Annotated in this window: 14 protein-coding genes and 1 pseudogene; 4 read left to right on the top strand and 11 right to left on the bottom strand. The window is 59.6% G+C overall.

All coding sequences use genetic code 11. From position 1 onward, the window contains the following. Nucleotides 1–45 precede the first annotated feature (45 nt). From P406_RS13400 to P406_RS13350, 11 genes and pseudogenes are all read right to left on the bottom strand, one after another. Nucleotides 46–1,020, bottom strand: a complete 975-nt coding sequence (locus P406_RS13400; protein ID WP_003313770.1) for a peptide ABC transporter ATP-binding protein — start codon at nt 1,018–1,020, stop codon at nt 46–48. Beyond that, nucleotides 1,020–1,988, bottom strand: coding sequence for an ABC transporter ATP-binding protein (locus P406_RS13395; RefSeq protein ID WP_046236440.1), 969 nt, complete (start codon nt 1,986–1,988; stop codon nt 1,020–1,022). Before P406_RS13395 ends, P406_RS13400 begins: the two co-directional genes overlap by 1 nt. Nucleotides 1,989–1,998: 10 nt before the next feature. Beyond that, complete coding sequence (locus P406_RS13390; protein ID WP_003419030.1) at nt 1,999–2,910, bottom strand: ABC transporter permease subunit; 912 nt, start codon at nt 2,908–2,910, stop codon at nt 1,999–2,001. A gap of 10 nt (nt 2,911–2,920) precedes the next feature. Next, nucleotides 2,921–3,931: an ABC transporter permease subunit gene (locus tag P406_RS13385; RefSeq protein WP_003400038.1), complete on the bottom strand. Its 1,011-nt coding sequence runs from the start codon at nt 3,929–3,931 to the stop codon at nt 2,921–2,923. Nucleotides 3,932–4,005: 74 nt separating this feature from the next. Then, a complete protein-coding gene (locus tag P406_RS13380; RefSeq protein ID WP_046236439.1) occupies nt 4,006–5,601 on the bottom strand; it encodes an ABC transporter substrate-binding protein in 1,596 nt (531 codons plus the stop codon). Between the two features lie 82 nt (nt 5,602–5,683). Then, nucleotides 5,684–7,063: an OprD family porin gene (locus tag P406_RS13375; RefSeq protein ID WP_003419028.1), complete on the bottom strand. Its 1,380-nt coding sequence runs from the start codon at nt 7,061–7,063 to the stop codon at nt 5,684–5,686. 156 nt (nt 7,064–7,219) lie between these two features. Continuing rightward, nucleotides 7,220–8,812, bottom strand: a complete 1,593-nt coding sequence (locus P406_RS13370; protein ID WP_046236438.1) for an ABC transporter substrate-binding protein — start codon at nt 8,810–8,812, stop codon at nt 7,220–7,222. 319 nt (nt 8,813–9,131) lie between these two features. Further along, complete coding sequence (locus P406_RS13365; RefSeq protein WP_046236437.1) at nt 9,132–10,760, bottom strand: ABC transporter substrate-binding protein; 1,629 nt, start codon at nt 10,758–10,760, stop codon at nt 9,132–9,134. Nucleotides 10,761–11,017: 257 nt separating this feature from the next. Next, nucleotides 11,018–12,625 (bottom strand): ABC transporter substrate-binding protein, encoded by a 1,608-nt coding sequence (locus P406_RS13360; protein ID WP_003419024.1) that lies wholly within the window; start codon nt 12,623–12,625, stop codon nt 11,018–11,020. A gap of 96 nt (nt 12,626–12,721) precedes the next feature. Beyond that, nucleotides 12,722–14,277, bottom strand: a pseudogene (locus tag P406_RS13355) (HET-C-related protein). A 208-nt stretch (nt 14,278–14,485) separates the two neighbouring features. Beyond that, complete coding sequence (locus P406_RS13350) at nt 14,486–15,199, bottom strand: SIMPL domain-containing protein (protein ID WP_003419020.1); 714 nt, start codon at nt 15,197–15,199, stop codon at nt 14,486–14,488. A 192-nt stretch (nt 15,200–15,391) separates the two neighbouring features. Between P406_RS13350 and P406_RS13345 the strand changes: the two genes are divergently transcribed. The 4 genes from P406_RS13345 (at nt 15,392) to P406_RS13330 (ending at nt 19,882) form a co-directional block, all read left to right on the top strand. Next, complete coding sequence (locus tag P406_RS13345; protein ID WP_003419018.1) at nt 15,392–16,651, top strand: ATP-binding protein; 1,260 nt, start codon at nt 15,392–15,394, stop codon at nt 16,649–16,651. After that, nucleotides 16,648–17,211, top strand: coding sequence for a response regulator transcription factor (locus P406_RS13340; protein WP_003395104.1), 564 nt, complete (start codon nt 16,648–16,650; stop codon nt 17,209–17,211). The genes P406_RS13345 and P406_RS13340 overlap by 4 nt, the downstream gene beginning before the upstream one ends. 89 nt (nt 17,212–17,300) lie before the next feature. Continuing rightward, nucleotides 17,301–19,019 (top strand): ABC transporter ATP-binding protein/permease, encoded by a 1,719-nt coding sequence (locus P406_RS13335; RefSeq protein WP_046236436.1) that lies wholly within the window; start codon nt 17,301–17,303, stop codon nt 19,017–19,019. 113 nt (nt 19,020–19,132) lie between these two features. Then, entirely contained in the window at nt 19,133–19,882 is a 750-nt protein-coding gene (locus P406_RS13330; protein WP_003313750.1) for a FadR/GntR family transcriptional regulator, read from the top strand. The last annotated feature ends 306 nt before the right edge of the window (nt 19,883–20,188 follow it).

The raw sequence follows: 20,188 nt of genomic DNA, 5'->3' as shown, positions 1-20,188 counted from the left end.
CACGCAGAGCGTGGGCACGATAGTCTTGTAGCTTGTAGCTTCCAGCTACGCCGCAACAAATTGCTCGGCGTAATGGCAAGCCACCTGGCGGTTATCCACCAGACGCAGCTCTGGCACTTCGGCTGCACAACGCTCGGTCGCATACGGACAGCGCTTATGAAAAGCGCAGCCGCTTGGCGGGTTGAGCGGGTTGGGCAGCTCGCCGACGATCTTGATCTTCGGCTTGAGCGGGTCCGGGTGGATGGTCGGGGTTGCCGACAGCAGCGCCTGGGTGTACGGGTGCAGTGGACGGTTGTAGATCTCTTCCTTGGGACCCATTTCCGCAGGCCGGCCCAGGTACATCACCAATACCGTATCGGCGACATGGCGCACCACCGACAGGTTGTGGGAGATGAACACGTAGGCGGTGTTGAATTCCTGCTGCAGGTCCATGAACAGGTTCAGTACCTGCGCCTGAATCGACACGTCCAGCGCTGAAGTCGGCTCGTCCGCTACCAGCACTTTGGGCTGCAGCATCATTGCACGGGCCAGCGCGATACGCTGACGCTGACCGCCGGAGAACATGTGCGGGTAGCGCTGATAGTGCTCAGGGCGCAAACCGACCTGGGCCATCATTGCCTGCACTTTCTCGCGGCGTTCGGCGGCTGACAGGCTGGTGTTGATCAGCAGCGGCTCGCCGAGCTGATCCCCGACTTTCTGCCTTGGGTTGAGCGAGGCATAAGGGCTCTGGAAGACCATCTGCACGTCCTTGCGCAACTGCTTGCGCTCGGCCTTGCTGGCCCCGGCAACTTCCTGGCCGGCGATTTTCAGCGAGCCCGATGACGGCTCTTCGATCAGCGTCAGCGCGCGCGCCAGTGTCGATTTGCCACAGCCGGACTCGCCGACCACAGCCAGGGTCTTGCCGGCTTCCAGTTCGAAGGACACGCCGTTAAGCGCACGCACCAGCGCTGTGCCCTTGAACAGGCCGCGGGAGACTTCGTAGTGACGGGTAAGGTCGCGGGCGGTCAGTACGACGCTCATTACGCCACCTCCTGATTCAAGGGATAGAAGCAGCGCGCCAGGCTGTGCGCCTTGGGATCAAGGGCAGGGCGTTCGGTTCGGCAGTTTTCGCGCACGTACGGGCAGCGCGGTGACAGCAGGCAACCCTGTGGACGGTCATAGCGGCCAGGGACCATGCCCGGCAGCGTGGCGAGGCGCTCTGCGCCCATGCTGTGCTCGGGAATGGCGGCCAGCAAGGCTTCGCTGTACGGGTGGGCAGGGACATCGAACAGCCCCGGCACCTGACCGACTTCGACAGCCTGACCGGCGTACATCACGCAGACACGCTGGGCGGTTTCAGCCACCACAGCCAGGTCGTGAGTGATCAGCACCAGTGCCATGTCCTGCTCTTTTTGCAGGCTCAGCAGCAGTTCCATGATCTGCGCCTGAATGGTCACGTCCAGGGCGGTGGTTGGTTCGTCGGCGATCAGCAATTTCGGTTCGCCGGCAATCGCCATGGCAATCGCCACACGCTGGCTCATGCCGCCGGACAATTGGTGCGGGTAAGCATTCAGGCGCGCGGCGGCGCCAGGGATCTCGACCTTTTCCAGCAGTTCCAGTGCACGCTGGCGTGCGGCCTTGCCCGACATGTTCAGGTGCTGGCGCAGCACTTCCTCGATCTGGAAACCCACGGTGTAGCTGGGGTTCAGAGCGGTCATCGGGTCCTGAAAGACCATCGCCAGGTCTTTGCCGATGATGCGTCGACGCTGCCGCGAGTTGAGCTTGAGCAGGTCGTTGCCGTCGAAATTGAGTGCGTCGGCGGTGATGATGCCGGGGGAATCGATCAGCCCCATCAGCGCCATCATGGTCACCGATTTACCGGAACCCGATTCGCCGACGATGGCCAGTACTTCACCCCGGTCTACGCTCAGGGACAGGCCGTCCACAACAGGTACGGCCTTGGTGTCGCCGAAGCGGACGTTGAGATTCTTGATTTCAAGAAGTGACATGCGAATCTCCTCAGGCGGCGTTCTTGAGTTTCGGGTCCAGCGCATCGCGCAGACCGTCGCCCATCAGGTTGATTGCCAGCACGCTGAGCAAAATGGTCAGACCGGGCAGGCTCACGACCCACCAGGCACGTTCGATGTAGTCGCGCGCCGAGGCGAGCATGGTGCCCCACTCAGGCGTCGGTGGCTGTACGCCCAGACCCAGGAAGCCCAGCGCAGCGGCGTCGAGAATCGCCGACGAGAAGCTCAGGGTGGCCTGAACGATCAGCGGTGCCATGCAGTTGGGCAGCACGGTGATGAACATCAGGCGCGGCAGGGTGGCACCGGCCAGACGGGCAGCCGTCACGTAGTCGCGGTTCAGCTCGCCCATTACCGCAGCGCGGGTCAGACGAACATAGGAAGGCAGCGACACGATGGCGATGGCGATCACGGTGTTGATCAGGCCAGGGCCGAGAATCGCCACGATGGCCACAGCCAGCAGCAGCGAGGGCAGGGCCAGCATGATGTCCATCAGGCGCATGACCGAAGGGCCGAGCACGCGAGGGAAGAAGCCCGCCAGCAGACCCAGCAGAATGCCGGGTATCAGCGACATGACCACCGATGCCAGACCGATCAGCAGCGACAGGCGCGAACCCTGGATCAGGCGTGACAGCAGGTCGCGGCCCAGTTCATCGGTGCCGAGGATGAATTGCCATTGACCGCCTTCGAGCCACACCGGCGGCGTCAGCAGGAAGTCGCGGTATTGCTCGCTCGGGTCATGGGGGGCAACCCACGGCGCGAACAGGGCGCAGAACACGATCAGGGTCATGAACATCAGACCGGCAACCGCGCCCTTGTTTTTCGAGAAGGCTTGCCAGAATTCTTTGTACGGGGATGGGTAAAGCAGGCTTTGATCGACTGCTACCGCAGGAGTAGGGGTGCTCATATCGATGATCTCAGCGCTGGTGACGAATGCGTGGGTTGGCAAAGCCGTAGAGGATATCCACCACGAAATTGACCAGGATCACCAGACAGGCGATCAGCAGAATGCCGTTTTGCACGACCGGGTAGTCACGGGCGCCAATGGCCTCGATCAACCACTTGCCGATACCCGGCCAGGAGAAGATCGTTTCGGTCAGTACCGCACCGGCCAGCAGCGTACCGATTTGCAGACCGAACACGGTCAGTACCGGAATCAGCGCGTTGCGCAGGCCGTGAACGAAGACCACACGGGCAGGCGACAGGCCTTTGGCACGAGCGGTACGCACGTAGTCTTCACGCAGCACTTCGAGCATCGACGAGCGGGTCATCCGGGCGATCACCGCCAGCGGGATGGTGCCCAGCACGATGGCCGGCAGAATCATGTGGTGCAGGGCATCGAGGAACGAACCCTGTTCGTCACTGAGCAGCGTGTCGATCAGCATGAAGCCGGTGACTGGCGGGATGTCGTACAGCAGGTCGATCCGCCCGGAAACCGGGGTCCAGCCCAGCGTTACCGAGAAGAACATGATGAGGATCAGGCCCCACCAGAAGATCGGCATGGAATAACCGGCGAGGGAAATCCCCATGACCCCATGGTCGAACAGGGACCCTCGCTTGAGGGCGGCGATCACCCCGGCCAGCAGGCCGAGAATACCCGCGAAAATCAGCGCCGCCAGCGACAACTCCAGGGTTGCCGGGAACAGCGAAGTGAATTCGGACCAGACACTGGTGCGCGTACGCAGTGATTCACCGAGGTCGCCCTGGGCGAGCTTGCCGATGTAATCGATGTACTGGGCGTAGAGGGGTTTGTTCAGACCCAGACGTTCCATGGCCTGAGCGTGCATTTCCGGATCGACACGGCGCTCACCCATCATGACTTCGACCGGGTCGCCCGGAATCAGACGAATCAGGGCGAAGGTCAATAAGGTGATGCCGAAGAAAGTGGGTATCAGCAACCCCACTCGGCGGGCGATAAAACTAAACATCTTGGTGTGTACCTCATCAGCCTGTTAGGCGTGCTCCGGCGAGTCTCGGGTTATGAGCTCGCCGGATTATTTTTCTACTTCACCTGGGTAGTGGCGAAGTTGTTGGTTGTGAGCGGGCTGATTTGGTAGCCCTCCACATTTTCACGCATAGCCGTGAACATTCTGGTGTGAGCCATGCTGATCCACGGCTGATCCTTGTTGAATATTGCCTGGGCCTGTTCATAGAGCCCAGCGCGTTCCTCGGGGTTCACTGTTTCACGCGCCTTATCGATCAGCTTCTGGAAATCGGCGTTGCACCAGCGGGCGTAGTTCTCGCCGTTTTTCGCCGCTTCACAGCTCAGCATCGGAGTCAGGAAGTTATCAGGGTCGCCATTGTCGCCTGCCCAGCCGGCAGACACCATGTCATGTTCGCCATTCTTGGCACGTTTGAGCATTTCACCCCATTCCATGACGCGAATGTCGATCTTGATGCCGATCTTCGCCAAGTCGGATTGCATCATTTGCGCGCCGAGCATCGGGTTGGGGTTGGTCGGACCACCGCCGTTGCGGGTGAACAGGGTAAACGTGGTGCCTTCCGGCACGCCAGCTTCCTTCAGCAAGGCGCGTGCCTTGTCGAGGTCGATCGGTGGGTTCTTCAGGTCTTTGTTATAACCCAGAAGGGTCGGCGGATACGGGTTGACCGCTACCAGCGCATTGCCCTTGCCGAACACCGCGTTGACATAAGCGTTCTTGTCGAACGTCATGTCAATGGCTTTACGGACGCGCACGTCGCTCAGGTACTTGTGCGTGGTGTTGATAGCGATGTAGCCGGTGGTCATGGCCTCCAGCTCATCGATTTTCAGTTTCCTGTCGTTCTTGATGCTCGGTACGTCGTCCGGCTTCGGATACAGCGCGATCTGACATTCGTTGGCCTTGAGCTTCTGCAGGCGCACGTTGTTGTCGGTGGCGATGGCCAGAATCAGGGCATCGGCAGGCGGCTTGCCGCGGAAATAGTCCGGGTTGGCCTTGAAGCGTACCTGTGCATCCTTGGCATAACGCTGAAAGATGAACGGGCCGGTGCCGATTGGCTTGCTGTTGAGGTCGCCGGTCTTGTTGGCTTTCAACAGCTGGTCGGCGTATTCAGCCGGGTAGATCGAGGCGAAGGCCATCGCGAGGTCGGCCAGGAATGGCGCTTCGCGGCGGGTCAGGGTGAACTTGACGGTATAGTCGTCAGTTTTCTCGACGCTTTTCAGCAGCTCTTTGAAGCCCATGCTTTCAAAGTAGGGGAAGCCGACGCTCGATTTGTCATGCCAAGGGTGCTTCGGGTCCAGCTGACGCTGAAAACTCCAGAGCACATCGTCGGCGTTCATGTCGCGGGTCGGTTTGAAGTAGTCGGTGGTGTGGAACTTGACGCCTTTACGCAGGTGGAAGGTGTACGTCAGGCCGTCGTCGCTGATCTCCCAGGAGTCAGCCAGCGCAGGAATCACTTCCGTGGTGCCGGGTTTGAAATCCGCCAGGCGGTTGAACACGGTTTCAGCAACGGCATCGGCCGTCACTGCTGTCGTGTATTGCACCATGTCGAAGCCTTCGGGGCTGGCTTCGGTGCAGACCACCAGGGGTTTTGCCGAAACACTGACGGCGACGCTGAGCAGGGCCAGGGCAATCGAGTTGCGTAGCGATAACAGTTTCATTGTGAACCCTCCATAGAGTTGACGCCGATGGTGATGTTCGGACGCAAGGCTGCTGCCTTGCGTCCGAACGGTTTTCAGCGAATCAAAGAATGTTGAAAGGAACGGTGGTCACCAGGCGGAATTCGTTGATGTTGCCATCAGCCTGATTCTCGCTGGCGCGGTGGGTGGTGTAGGTGGCGCGGATAGCAGTGGCCTTGAGCGGGCCGGACTGCACGGAGTACGACGAACCAATGCCGTATTCGTAGTGAGTCTCGCCGTCCATTGCCAGTACGTCGGTGTAGCCGGTGCCTTTGTAGTGCGTACCGTCGATGTCCCAGCCACGTGCCTGGTAGATGTTGAATTTCAGGCCCGGCACGCCGTATTCGGCCATGTTCAGTACGTAGGCGACCTGCAGGGATTTCTCGTTCGGGCCGTTGAAGTCCGAGAGCAGGGAGTTGGCCAGGAAGATCGCGTTGGTGTCGTGGGCGTAGTCGAAATACTCGTTACCGTTAACTTCCTGGTACGCAACGCTGATGCTGTGCGCGTTATGTGTACCGGTGAAGGACAGGCTGTAGGTATCGTTATCGATCGCGCCCAGCTTGCTCTGACCTGCATCCTTGGTCTTGTAGTAGTTCAGGTTGGTGCTGAGGGCGAACACCTTGCTGTCACCCAGTTCGTGGGTGAAGCCGAAGTAGTACTGGTGCCAGAAGTCTTCGAGATTGGATGCGTAGAAGCTGGCGGTCAGGCTGTCGGTCGGCTTGTAGTCACCACCAAACATGTCCAGACGGTCGGCGGTCTTGCTGCGATCACCGTACTCGGAGCGGAACTTGTCCAGGCTCTGTTCCATACGTGGCGATACGCGGTCGAAGCTGCCGCCCTGCAGGGACAGGTTGTTGAACTCGTCGCTCTGGATTGCAAAACCCTGGAAGCTGGACGGCAGTGCGCGGTTGCCGATGAAGGCGATGACCGGGGTGTTCACCGATTGGCGACCCATGGTCAGGACGGTGTTGGAAACCCGCGCCTTGACGTTGCCCAGGCCCATTTTGCTCCACTGACCGACTGCATCGCCGTCGCTGTGTGCCAGGGTGCGGTTGGAGTTGCCGGCAAAGTCGTCGGTGTCACGGTCCAGCGCAATGGCGTTGTACAGCGCCAGTTCGGTGGAGAAACCTACAACGCCCTGCGTATAACCGGAGGTGTAGTTGACGATCGTGCCCTGCTGCCAGTTGATGCGACGCGAGGTCTGCTCGGCAACGCCATTGTCGTTGTAGCGGAATACTTCGCCGCGACGCTTGAGTTCATTGGCGTACCAGTTACGGGTCGTGCCGGTCAGGTGTTGGTCTTCGATAAAGCCGTTGGCGTCGGCCTGTGCATTCTTTGAACTCAGCTCGGTCGGTACGAACGTCTGGCTTGCCGGTTCAGCCTGAACCAGTGCGCCGAACGACGAGAGAGACAATGCCAATAACGCAGTGCTAGTTGTTTTCACGATGTGCAGCTCCCTTTATCACTTTTTTATATGCCAGTTCTTTGAGCCTGGCTTTTGGTGGTGCAGGACTTTGGGTCCTGCGTTGTTATAGGTATCGACGCGCAAGTGCCCGCTCTCGCCGCGACACAAGACGGCGAGGGCGTGCGGGGTTTTCGATCAATCGACGATGCTGACGCCTGAGAAGTTGTTGCGACCGAACGGGCTGACGTGGAAGTCCCTGACCTCGGCGCGCAATGGCTGATTGACGGTCGAGTGGGCAATCGGTGTGATCGGCACCTGCTCCTTGAGGTAGCGCTGCGCCTGTTGGTACAGGTCGGTACGCTTCGCGCGGTCAGTGGTCGCAACGGCGGCCTTGACCAGTTGGTCGTATTTTTCGTCGCACCACATCGAGTAGTTGTTGCCGCCAATCGCCGCGCAGCTGTAAAGCGTGCCCAGCCAGTTGTCCGGGTCACCGTTGTCACCGGTCCAGCCGATCAGCGAGATATCGTGCTCGCCATTTTTGGTGCGTTTGAGGTATTCGCCCCATTCGTAACTGACGATCTTGACCTTGATGCCGCCCTTGGCCCAGTCAGCCTGAAGCATTTCGGCCATCAGCTTGGCGTTGGGGTTGTAAGGACGCTGAACCGGCATGGCCCACAGGGTCAATTCGGTGCCTTCCTTGACGCCTGCGGCACGCAACAGGGTCTTGGCTTTTTCCGGGTCGTAGGGCGCGTCCTTGATGCTGTCGTCGTAGGACCACTGGGTCGGTGGCATGGCGTTGACTGCCAGTTGCCCCGCGCCCTGGTAAACCGCGTTGATGATCGCCTTCTTGTTGACGGCCATGTCCAGCGCCTGACGGACTTCCAGCTTGCCCAACGGTTCGTGGCGCACGTTGTAGGAAATGTAGCCGAGGTTGAAGCCAGGCTTCTCGATGATCTGCAGGCTTTTGTCTGCCTTGAGGCTGGCGAGGTCCGCCGGACGCGGGTTGACCGAGACCTGGCATTCGTTGGCCTTGAGCTTTTGCATGCGCGCAGAGGCGTCGGTCACGATGGCGAAGATCAACTGGTCGATTTTTACCCGGCTCGGGTCCCAGAACTCCTTGTTGCCCTTGTAGCGAATCTGCGAATCCTTCTGATAGCGCTGAAACACGAACGGCCCTGTGCCGATAGGCTGCTGGTTGATGTCGCGAACGTCACCCTTGGCCATCAGCTGTTCGGCGTACTCGGCGGAGAGAATGCCGGCGAAGTTCATCGCGATGTTCTGGATGAATGCCGCATCGACGGTATTGAGGGTGAATACGACGGTCAGCGGGTCGGTCTTCTCGACGGACTTGATCTTCTTGTTCAGGCCCATACTGGTGAAGTAGGGGAACTCGGTCGGGTAAGCGACCCGGAACGGATGATCGGGCTTGAGCATGCGATTGAAGGTGAACAGCACGTCGTCGGCGTTGAAGTTACGGCTGGGCTTGAAGTTCTTGTTGCTGTGGAACTTCACACCCTCGCGCAGATGAAACGTGTAGACCAGACCGTCTTCCGAGATGTCCCAGGAAGTCGCCAGTGCTGGAACCACGGTGGTATCGCCTTGCTTGAATTCGGTGAGTCGATTGTAGATCGGCTCGGATGCATCGTTATCGGTGGAGGAGGTGTATTGCGCACCGTCGAAGCCGGCCGGGCTCGCTTCGGAGCAAAACACCAGATTGCTTGCCGCCTGGGCAAACGGGGCCAGTGCCAACAGTCCCAGGCACGACGTCATCGCAAGAGTTTTACGCATGATGATCCCTATCCTCGAAGGATGAGCCGAGGCTCGAATGTCTAACTGGCCCAAAGGCGTCGCCCCACGCAACTTCGCACGACATGCCCGGTGCACCTGGACACGAAGCGACTGGCTTCCTGCCATTGCCGCTGCCCTTCGACGGTAAGTCGTCAGAGGTCCGCGGTATATAGGCTCGAAGGCTGCAAAGCTCGTAGGAAATATCTTAGTGATAGTAGAAGAGTGCCGTTATCGGCACGTTTTCAACCCATCGCTCGGGGCTTATATTCAAGTAGAGCGGTTTGCTGCGCCGGGTGAGCGGCGCAGCAAGCTGTCACTTTTACTTGGCGCTCACGCTCACACCGTAAAAGGAGTTCAAGCCAAACGGGCTGATCTTGAAGTCCTGTACTTTGGAGCTCATGGGTTGATAGACCGTCGAGTGCGCAATAGGCGTCATTGGCACGGCGTCTTTCAGGAGGTGTTGCGCCTGTTTGTACAGCTCGGTGCGCTTGGCCTGATCGGACGTTTCCTTGGCCTGATGGATCAGCGTGTCGAACGGCTTGTCGCACCATTTGGCAAAGTTGTTGCCATTCAGGGCGTCGCAGCCGAACAGGGTGCCGAGCCAGTTGTCCGGGTCACCATTGTCACCGCTCCAGCCAATCAGCATGGCGCCGTTTTCGCCATTCTTGGCGCGCTTGATGTACTCGCCCCATTCATAGCTGACGATCTTGGCGTTGATACCGATCTTCTTCCAGTCGGACTGGAGCATCTCGGCCAGCAGTTTGGCGTTGGGGTTGTAAGGACGCTGAACCGGCATCGCCCACAGGGTGATTTCGGTGCCTTCCTTGATGCCGACTTCCTTGAGCAGCTGGCGAGCCTTCTCGGGATCGTACTTGGCGTCCTTGATGGTGGTGTCATAGGACCACTGGGTCGGCGGCATGGCGTTGACCGCCAATTGACCTGCACCCTGATAAACCGAGTCGATGATCTGCTGCTTGTTGACCGCCATGTCCAGTGCCTGACGCACTTTCAATTGAGCCAACGGGTTTGGATGGTCTTCGCCCTTGATCTCAGGCATCACGTTGTAGGCGATGTAACCCAGGTTGAAGCCCGCCTGATCAGGCATCTTCAGGTTTTTGTCGGCCTTGAGCGGTTCGAGGTCGGCAGGACGCGGGTAAGCGGTGATCTGGCATTCGTTTTTCTTGAGCTTCTGTATGCGTACCGAGGGGTCGGTGGTGATGGCGAAGATCAGGTTGTCGACCTTGACGTCCTCAGGCTTCCAGTAGTCCTTGTTGCCGGTGTAGCGAATGTTGGAATCTTTCTGATAGCTCTTGAACACGAACGGGCCAGTGCCGATCGGCTGCTGGTTGATCAGCTCCGGCTTGCCTTCCTTGAGCAGCTTGGCGGCGTACTCTGCAGACTGTATGGACGCGAAGCTCATCGCCATGTTCTGGATGAACGCGGCGTCGACCTTGCCCAGAATGAACTTGACGGTGTGGTCGTCGATCTTCTCGATTTTGGTGATGTTGGTGTCCATCGCCATATCGGTGAAGTACGGGAATTCGGTCGGATACGCTTTGCGGTAAGGCATGTCCTTGTCGATCATGCGATTGAACGTGAACAGCACGTCATCGGCATTGAATTCACGGGTCGGCTTGAAGTACGGCGTGGTGTGGAACTTGACGCCTTCGCGAAGGTGGAAGGTGTACGTCAGGCCGTCGTCGGAGATGTCCCATTTGGTTGCCAGGCCCGGCACTACGGCGGTGCCGCCGCGCTCAAACTGGCTCAGGCGGTTGAAGATGGTCTCTGCCGAGGCGTCGAAGTCAGTACCTGTGGTGTATTGACCTGGATCGAAGCCGGCAGGGCTGCCTTCGGAACAGAACACCAGATTCGATGCAGCGTGAGCGAAAGGTGCGCTGGCGAGCAAGCTGGCGCCGACCAGAAACGGAATGACCGCGTGTTTGAGCATGGTTGCCTCAGTTGTTGTCATTTTTGATTAGAGGGAACGACCTCGTGAGCCGATCCGTCCGATACTTATGCAGGGGCCATACCCAAAGCAAGACAGTGAGGCGAAAGAAGCGACAAAGAGTGGCACGATCGTACAGGAATGTCGCGAAAGTGTAACTTTCTTGAGAGTTGATCGTTTGCGCGACGCTTTTTCGATTGTTTCGCGCACCATTGAGGTGCAACCGGGTGAGAAAAATGCACCCGGTTGGCGCTGTGTTGTTACTTCACTGTTCCCAGGCTGACACCATAAAAGGGTGTCAGGCCGAAGGGACTGATCTTGAAGTCCTGCACTCCCTGACGCATTGGCTGAAACACCTTGGAGTTGGCAATCGGGGTGATCGGCACCTGCTGCTTGAGAATGTGCTGAGCCTGCTTGTAGAGCTTGATGCGCTCATCGCGGTTGCTGGTCAGCTTGGCCTGCTGCACCAGCTTGTCGTAAGCCGGGTCGCACCATTTGGCGTAGTTGCTGCCTTTGACGGCCGCGCAGCTGTAAAGCACGCCGAGCCAGTTGTCGGGGTCGCCGTTGTCACCGGTCCAGCCGTAGATCATTGCGTCATGCTCGCCGGCCTTGGCGCGCTTGATGTATTCGCCCCACTCATAACTGACGATGTTGGCCTTGATACCGATCTTCTCCCAGTCGGACTGGATCATCTGTGCCGACATGCGTGCATTGGGGTTCGACGCGCGCTGGACGGTCATGGCCCACAGATCGATTTTGGTGCCCGGCGCCACACCTGCTTCCTTGAGCAGTTGTCTGGCTTTGGTCAGGTCGTGCGGGGCGTCCTTGATGGTCGGATCGAAGCTCCATTGACCCGGCGGCAGGGCATTTTCAGCCAACTGGCCTGCGCTCTGATAAACCGCCTTGATGATCGCCGGCTTGTCGATGGCCATGTCCAGCGCCTGACGCACCTTGAGCTGGTCCAGCGGCGGATGCGTGACGTTGTAGGCCAGGAAGCCGAGGTTGAAGCCCGGCTGACTGAGAACCTTGATTTTCGGGTCCTTTTTCATCTCCTCGATGTCCTGCGGACGCGGATAGCCGCTGACCTGGCATTCGTTGGCCTTGAGCTTCTGCAGGCGCACGGCGGCATCGCTGCTGATCGAGAAGATCAGGTTGTCGATCTTCACATCCTCCGGTTTCCAGTACTCGGTATTGCCGACGTAACGGATCTGCGAATCCTTCTGGTAGCGCTTGAAGACGAACGGGCCAGTGCCGATGGGCTTCTGGTTCAAGTCCTCGGCCTTGCCTTCCTTGAGCAGTTTGTCTGCGTACTCGGCAGACTGGATGGAGGCGAAGCTCATGGCCAGGTTCTGCACGAAGGCCGCATCGATGTTGTTCAGGGTGAACTTGACGGTCAGCGGGTCAACTTTCTCGACACTCTTGATCGTCGTATTCAGGCCCATGTCGGTGAAATAGGGCGACTCGGACGGATACGCCTTGCGGAATGGATGGTTGGCATCGAGCAGGCGGTTGAACGTGAACAGCACGTCATCGGCGTTGAACGTGCGAGTCGGGGTGAAATAATCCGTGGTATGGAATTTCACGCCGTCGCGCAGGTGAAAGGTGTAGGTCAGGCCATCCGGCGAAACGTCCCAGCGCGTGGCCAGGCCTGGCTCCACTTCCGTACCGCCACGCTTGAACTGAGTCAGGCGGTTGAAAACGGTTTCGGCCGAGGCATCGAAGTCGGTACCGCTGGTGTACTGGCTGGGGTCGAAACCGGCCGGGCTGGCTTCAGAGCAGTACACCAGCGTGCTTGCCGCTTGGGCCAAAGGTGCGCAGGCCAGCAGCGCGGTGGTCAACAGCAGCGGTTTGAAAAGTGTGTGTCCCATGGATCCCTCGCGTGGTACGGCAGTAACCGTGCTTGAAAGTCGACAATCAGATAGACAACGGATAGTGCCGTACTTGGTCGGGGTCGGACAATACGCTTACTTGCCGGTAATCCTCGCCCAAAGGTCTGCCAGCGAAACACTTTCGAAAAACACGTCCAGAAAATCGCTGCCGTCCTGGCTGAAACGCTGCAAGTCCTTTTGCGCGCTGCGCTGCAATTGAATTCTGGACTGGTCCAGCTCACTCTTGAGCGTCGCCCGCTCGACCTGTTCGGGATTGGCCTCGGCCCATTCCCGGACAATCGAGTCCTGCCAGTCGCAGTCCATGGGGTGAGTGAAGAACCGCGTAGCTACCTGGACCGGATGTTCGGCACCTTCCTTGCCATGCCATTGGCCCAGCACGGCCTGACCTACTTGCAGCACGGCTTTTCGCGCGAGGGTTGCGGCAAGCACATGCAGCGGGTGCTGCGCATGATCCTTGGCCAGTTGCGAATGTGACGGATCGGTCGAACCGCTGCTATTGGGGTCTTCATCGAGCAGGGTTTGCAGGTCGTCGACGCTGTTGCCGAGCCAGATGGCCAGACTTTGCATGACGACGCCGAATGCATTGCCAAGCAATCGCCCTGGCGTACCGATGAAAGCGTAGAACTGTTCGACCTGTTCGGAGTAAGGCTGGCTGGCCCATTGGTCCCGCGCTTCGAGAAAGGCCTCGTAACCCGCGAGCAGTCGCGGGTCAGGGTGCTCGCCCAGAACGATCTGAATAATCTGGTCGCGCTCGTAACGTTCTCCAGCCTTGATCGCTTCGAACGGCTTTTCGTCTGTCGAGAACAGAATCCTGCCAAGCGGCTCGGCGAGGCTGGCGATGATATCGCTGCCGCCGAACGTACCGGTTACCAGCGGCAGCCGGTGTTTGCAGTCTGCTGCGGACGTCCAGGGCAGAATGCGCTCATGGCCGAGCTTGATCAGGCTGAGTTCGGCGAAGTTGGAGTGGGCGAAGAAGTCTTCGAGAATGTGCAACGCCGCGCCCATGTCACGCAGACCGTCGGTAGACCCTGGGCCGCCATTGACCGCCGATTCCAGCCCCGCAGCCATCACTTCCACCGAGCGCTGAATGTAGCGCTTCATCGAGGTGTCAGGGTCGACCTTCAATAGCGGATCGTCAGGCAGCACCCAGGCGTCGAAGTCGGCGTCGCGCTCTTTTGGATTGGCCGGCTTGGGGTCAAGGGTTCTGGGGTTGTCGATGTGTTCGGCAGGGCGATAGACGCCGAGTCGCGCTGCGGTCACGACGAAGCGCGAGCGGTCTATCTTCATCAGATCGGTGAATTCCTTGACTGCCAGCACGTCCACGATGCGCGTCAGTGCGTCACGGGAAAGCAGGTCGGGAAGCTTTTCGGCATGCTTGTCGCCCTGACGATTTTCGGATCGAGCAATTGCGAATAGTCGCGCAGCCAGTTGCCGAAATAGATCGCGCGGATTTCCTCGGGTCTGAAGCCGGCAGACTCGAGAACGCTCTCGATAGCACCGTGGGTATGTTTGTGTTTGTCGCCTTCACCGGCTTCGAATCCTAAGGGGGTTGGAAGCGGCTCGCTGTGGGTAGCCATGTTCTGATCAATGACAGCAGCAGGGTTGCGGGAGGCGTTATGCGGGGGATTCATCCTTGATTCCTTGATGGTAAGCGCGCGTTGGCCGGGTCGCTTAGCCAGGGCGATAGTGTTCGAAAGTGAGACGGCAAGTTTCGCCAGCCGCGAGGTCACCGACAATCAGGCAGCGCGTCAACAAACGTAGGAGATTGCCGAGGAAGAAGGGGAGAAAGGAGGAGGGGAGCGTGGAAAAGGGCGGTAGTCGACACTACCGCCCTGTCATTCAAGGAATCGCGACTTCGATCACGCCATCCGCCGCGACGCTGACCTGGCTCGTGCCAGCCTCGACGTCGGGCGTCGGGGCTGCGTCTTCACGCGAGGACTTGGCCATCATCATGACCGGCGCGCGCAGATACGGCTGCGGGTAGCCCGAGGTGTTCAGGTTCAGGTTGACCAGCTTGTAGCCTGTACCGCCCAGCGCCTCGGTGACCAGTTGCGCACGAGCCTTGAACGCCGTCACGGCGTCCTTGAGCAGGGCGTCTTCGCTGGTCTTGCGCGTTGATGGCGAAATCGAGAAGTCCATGCCGCCCATTTTCAGGTCGGTCAGCAGCTCGCCGGTCAGCTTGGACAGCACGGCAAAGTCTGCGCTTTCCAGGCGCAGTTCGGCGCGTTCACGCCAGCCGGTGATCTTCTGGCCTTTATCGTCGTAGACCGGGTAGCTGTTGCGGCTGCCCTGGCGAATCTTCACGTCCTTGACCTGGCGCGCCTGCCCCAGCGCCTTGTTCAGCGTCTCGGTGATCTGCGCAGCCAGTTTGGCCGGATCGCTGTCCTGCGCTTCGGTGTACAGCGTGACGAGCATCAGGTCGCGCTGCACCTCCTGATTGACCTCGGCGCGCAATGAAATCTGGTTGTAACGGGCTTCTTCAGCCATGGCGGGCAGGCTGGACAAAGCAGCAGCCAGCGCGACGAGGGTGGCGGCAGGGCGAAGGTTGAACATGAGAGCTCCTTGTTATCAAACGGCCTCCGACGGTGGTCGGGCGGCGCAAAGTGTTCTGACTGTAGCGCTTTGGTCCGGTTCCTGCGATGACCGAGTACTCTGGCGTGCGGTGCGTTGACGCACTTTTTCAGTTTTGCCTCCCGCTTGGTTATACTCGCTGCGATCCGCCTGGAGCACTCATCAGGAGAGCTCATGCTCGCCCCCGTTCAAATGCTTTCAGCCACACGGCAAAACCTGTGGCGCCTGACATTCATCCGTATTCTGGTGCTGGCCGCGCAGGCCGGCTCGGTCGGTATGGCCTGGCTGTTCGACTTTCTGCCGTTGCCCTGGCTGCAACTGTCGATCACTCTGGGCTGCTCGCTGGTGCTCTGCGGGCTGACGGTCATTCGTCTGCGCACCTCGCTGCCGCTCACCGAGCTTGAATATGCGCTGCAACTGGCGCTGGACCTGCTGATTCACAGCGCGCTGCTGTATTACTCGGGCGGCTCGGCCAACCCGTTCGTTTCCTATTATCTGGTGCCGCTGACCATTGCCGCCGCCACGCTGCCATGGCGTTATTCGCTGATTCTGTCCGGCTTTGCGCTGAGTATGTACACCTTGCTGATGGTGCGTTCCTATCCGCTGGAAACCGACTCCATCGCCCGGGAAAACATGCAGATCTACGGCATGTGGCTGAGTTTTGCGCTGGCCGCTGCGGTGATTACCTTTTTTGCTGCGAAGATGGCCGAAGAGCTGCGTCGCCAGGAGCAACTGCGTGCCGAGCGTCGCGAAGAAGGCCTGCGTGATCAGCAGTTGCTCGCCGTCGCGACCCAGGCCGCAGGGGCGGCCCATGAATTGGGAACGCCGCTGGCAACCATGAGCGTGCTGCTCAAGGAAATGCGCCAGGACCACAGCGACCCGGCCTTGCAGGATGACCTGTCCGTGCTGCAGGAGCAGGTCAAGCAGTGCAAGCAGACCCTGCAGCAACTGGTGCGCGCCGCCGAAGCCAATCGGCGCATGGCCGTCGAATATCAGGCTGCCACCCGCTGGCTGGACGAGTCCCTCAACCGCTGGCATCTGATGCGCCCGGAAGTGAGTTACCGTTTCTATCAATTGGGCAAGGGCGAAGCGCCGATGCTGGCGCCGCCGCCGGACCTGACCCAGGCGCTGCTCAACCTGCTCAACAACGCTGCCGATGCCTGCCCCGATGGCCTTGAAGTCAATCTGGACTGGGACAGTGCGGAAATCTGCATCAGCATTCGCGACCATGGCGCGGGTGTGCCGCTGGCGATTGCCGAACAGATCGGCAAACCGTTCTTTACTACCAAGGGCAAAGGTTTCGGCCTGGGTCTGTTCCTGAGCAAGGCCAGCGTCACCCGTGCGGGTGGCTCGGTGAAGCTCTACAGTCATGAAGAAGGCGGTACGCTCACCGAGCTGCGCCTGCCCCGAGATACGCGAGGAGAAGAAGCATGAGTGACGATGACATCCAGGTCGAAGGCGAAGAGCTGCCGCATCTGTTGCTGGTCGATGACGACGCGACGTTCACCCGTGTGATGGCGAGGGCCATGAGCCGTCGTGGTTTTCGCGTGAGCACCGCCGGCTCGGCTGAAGAAGGGTTGGCCCTGGCGCAACAGGACATCCCCGAATACGCCGCGCTGGACCTGAAGATGGACGGCGATTCCGGTCTGGTGCTGCTGCCCAAGCTGCTGGAAATGGACCCGGACATGCGCGTGGTGATTCTCACCGGTTATTCGAGCATTGCCACGGCGGTCGAAGCGATCAAGCGCGGCGCGTGCAACTACCTGTGCAAACCGGCTGACGCGGATGACGTACTCGCGGCCCTGCTGTCCGAGCACGCCAACCTCGACACGCTGGTCCCCGAGAATCCGATGTCGGTGGATCGCTTGCAGTGGGAGCATATCCAGCGCGTACTGACCGAGCACGAGGGCAATATTTCAGCGACTGCGCGGGCGCTGGGCATGCACCGCCGGACCTTGCAGCGCAAGTTGCAGAAGCGCCCCGTGCGGCGTTGATGAAGGTTTTTTCATAGTGATCGCGTAGGCGTTTTTTTGCTTCATTGTGCTCAGGCATCGTACGTTCAAAGAGAGCGAGCCTGAACCACATGAATCGCAATGCTGAATATTCTGCCGTCAACGATACTGTGCAAGGAGCCTTTCTACCCCGGGTCTGGAAGCTGATAACGCCGTACTGGCGCAGTGAGGAAAAAACCACTGCCTGGCTGCTGCTGGTCTCGGTGATCGCGCTGTCGCTGTTCAGCGTGCAGGTCTCGGTGTTCTTCAACAGTTGGTACCGAGACTTTTACAACGCTCTGCAGAACAAGGATCTGGCTGCGTTCACCCACCTGATCCTGTACTTCAGCGGCATCGCCGCGATCGCCATTCTGGCTGCGGTCTATCGCTTGTACCTGACCCAGTTGCTGACCATCCGCTGGCGTCGCTGGCTGACGGAGCAACACTTCGCGCGCTGGCTCGCCGACAAGAATTACTACCAGCTGGAGCAGGGCGGTTACACCGATAACCCTGACCAGCGTCTGTCCGAAGACCTTAACGAGTTCACCACCAGCACGCTCAGCCTGGGGCTGGGGCTGATGAGCTCGGTGGTCAGTCTGGTGTCGTTTTCGGTGATTCTCTGGGGCGTGTCGGGCAGTATCGAGCTGTTCGGCGTGACCATTCCCGGCTACATGTTCTGGGCAGCCATGCTTTATGCGCTGGTGGGCAGCCTGCTGACGCACTGGATCGGCAAGCGGCTGATCCCGTTGAACAACCAGCAGGAGCGATTCGAGGCAGACCTGCGTTTCGCGCTGGTGCGGGTGCGCGAAAACGCCGAAAGCATTGCCTTGTCCGAGGGTGAACGCAATGAAAACCAGCGCCTGAGCGCGCGCTTCATGATGATCTGGAATAACTTCCGGGCCTCGATGAAGGTTCAGAAGCGGCTGACGTTTTTCACCTCGGGCTATTCGCAGATTGCGCTGATCTTTCCGTTCATCGTGGCCGCGCCACGGTATTTCGCCGGCAAGATCGAGCTGGGCGATCTGATGCAGATCAACTCGGCCTTCGGCAACGTGCAGGAGAACTTCAGCTGGTTCATCAGCGCCTATGGCACGCTGGCGTCATGGCGCGCTACCAGCGACCGTCTGCTCAGCTTCCGCCAGGCCATGACTGACAACGAAGATCGGCAGCCGGCCATCGAAAGAATTCACGCCAACGACACGCTGGACCTGCGCAATCTGGGCTTGAGCCTTGCTGGCGGTCGTCAATTGCTGAGCGACGCCAGTCTGCAGGTCGGCGCGGGAGAGCGGGTGATGCTCAGCGGTCGTTCTGGCAGTGGCAAAAGCTCGTTATTGAGGGCGCTGGGCGGTCTCTGGCCCGAGGGTTCGGGACAGATTCGCTTGCCCACCGGCACGGCGCTGTTCCTGCCGCAACGGCCTTACCTGCCCATCGGCACATTGCGTGAGGCGATGAGTTATCCACAACCCGCCGAACATTACCCGGCCCTGCGCTTTGCCGAGGTACTGGAGCAGTGCCGTCTGGAGCATCTGATACCGCGTCTGGACGAAAGCAATCACTGGCAGCGTTTCCTCTCGCCGGGCGAGCAGCAGCGGGTGGCGTTTGCGCGCGCGTTACTGGTCGCGCCGAGCTGGCTGTATGTGGATGAGGCCACCTCGGCCATGGACGAAGATGACGAAGCGGCCATGCATCAGGCAGTCATCGATGGGCTGCCGGGCCTGACGCTGATCAGTGTCGGGCACCGCAGCAGCCTGAAAAGCTTCCATGGCCGGCATGTGCGTGTCGAGGGCGGCAAATTGATCGAGCAAGCGTGATCAGCAACGTTTTGAGGTTGATGCTATAGGGGACACGGCGCTTTTGAGGGTGTGATCATACAACCGCTGAGCTATGATTAGCCCATGTTTAGCAGTCCAGAGATCGATGTTGGATGGAAAATCAAAGCGCTCTGCCCCGCGCCCGCAGAAAACACCGCAGCCTCGCGCAGGAGCTGGTGACAGAGCTGTCCGAGCGTATTCGCAGCGGTCAGCTCAAGCGCGGCGACAAACTGCCCACCGAATCCGCAATCATGGAAGAGCAGGGCGTCAGCAGGACGGTCGTGCGTGAGGCGATTTCGCGTCTGCAGGCCTCCGGTCTGGTCGAGACCCGTCATGGCATCGGCACCTTCGTGCTCGACACGCCGAGCCCCAGTGGCTTCCGGATTGACCCGGCGACCATCGTCACCCTGCGTGATGTGCTGGCGATTCTCGAACTGCGCATCAGCCTTGAAGTCGAGTCGGCGGGCCTGGCGGCCCAGCGGCGCAGTGATGAACAACTGGCAGCCATGCGTTCGGCGCTGGACGCGCTCAATGAAAGCGCGGCACACGCCACCGATGCCGTGGCGTCGGACTTCCAGTTCCATCTGCAGATTGCCTTGTCGACCGGCAATCGCTACTTCACCGACATCATGACCCACCTGGGCACCAGCATCATCCCGCGTACCCGGCTGAATTCGGCGCGTCTGGCGCATGATGACCAGCAGCACTACATGGATCGGCTGAGCCGCGAGCACGAAGAAATCTTCGACGCCATCGCCCGCCAGGATTCCGATGCGGCCCGCGCCGCGATGCGCCTGCACCTGACCAATAGCCGCGAACGCCTGCGCCATGCGCATGAAGAGGCTGAATCGCAGCGGGCTTGATGCTTAAAAAGAGGACGCAGAGCGTCCTGAACTGACCCCGAAAAGTTGGACGGTTGACTATCGTTCCCATGCTCCGCGTGGGAATGCAGTTCGTGACGCTCTGCGTCACACGGCGGTTTTTCGTTGTCAGGTGGATCGAGGTTCGACTCAGGTCACCTTTTCGCCCCTCGGCGACCTACTTTGATGGGGCCAAAGTAGGCAAAACCCGCAGCTCCGTTTCCGGCCCGACTTCGTCGGGTTCCTTCGCCCTGTCACTGATCCGGGGGTCGCCGCAACGCGCCATCCATGGCGCGGTGCGGCTAGCCC

The organism is Pseudomonas syringae pv. coryli str. NCPPB 4273 (genome assembly GCF_000972175.1).
Lineage (GTDB): Bacteria > Pseudomonadota > Gammaproteobacteria > Pseudomonadales > Pseudomonadaceae > Aquipseudomonas > Aquipseudomonas syringae.
This window is presented reverse-complemented; position numbering and strand designations above follow the sequence as displayed.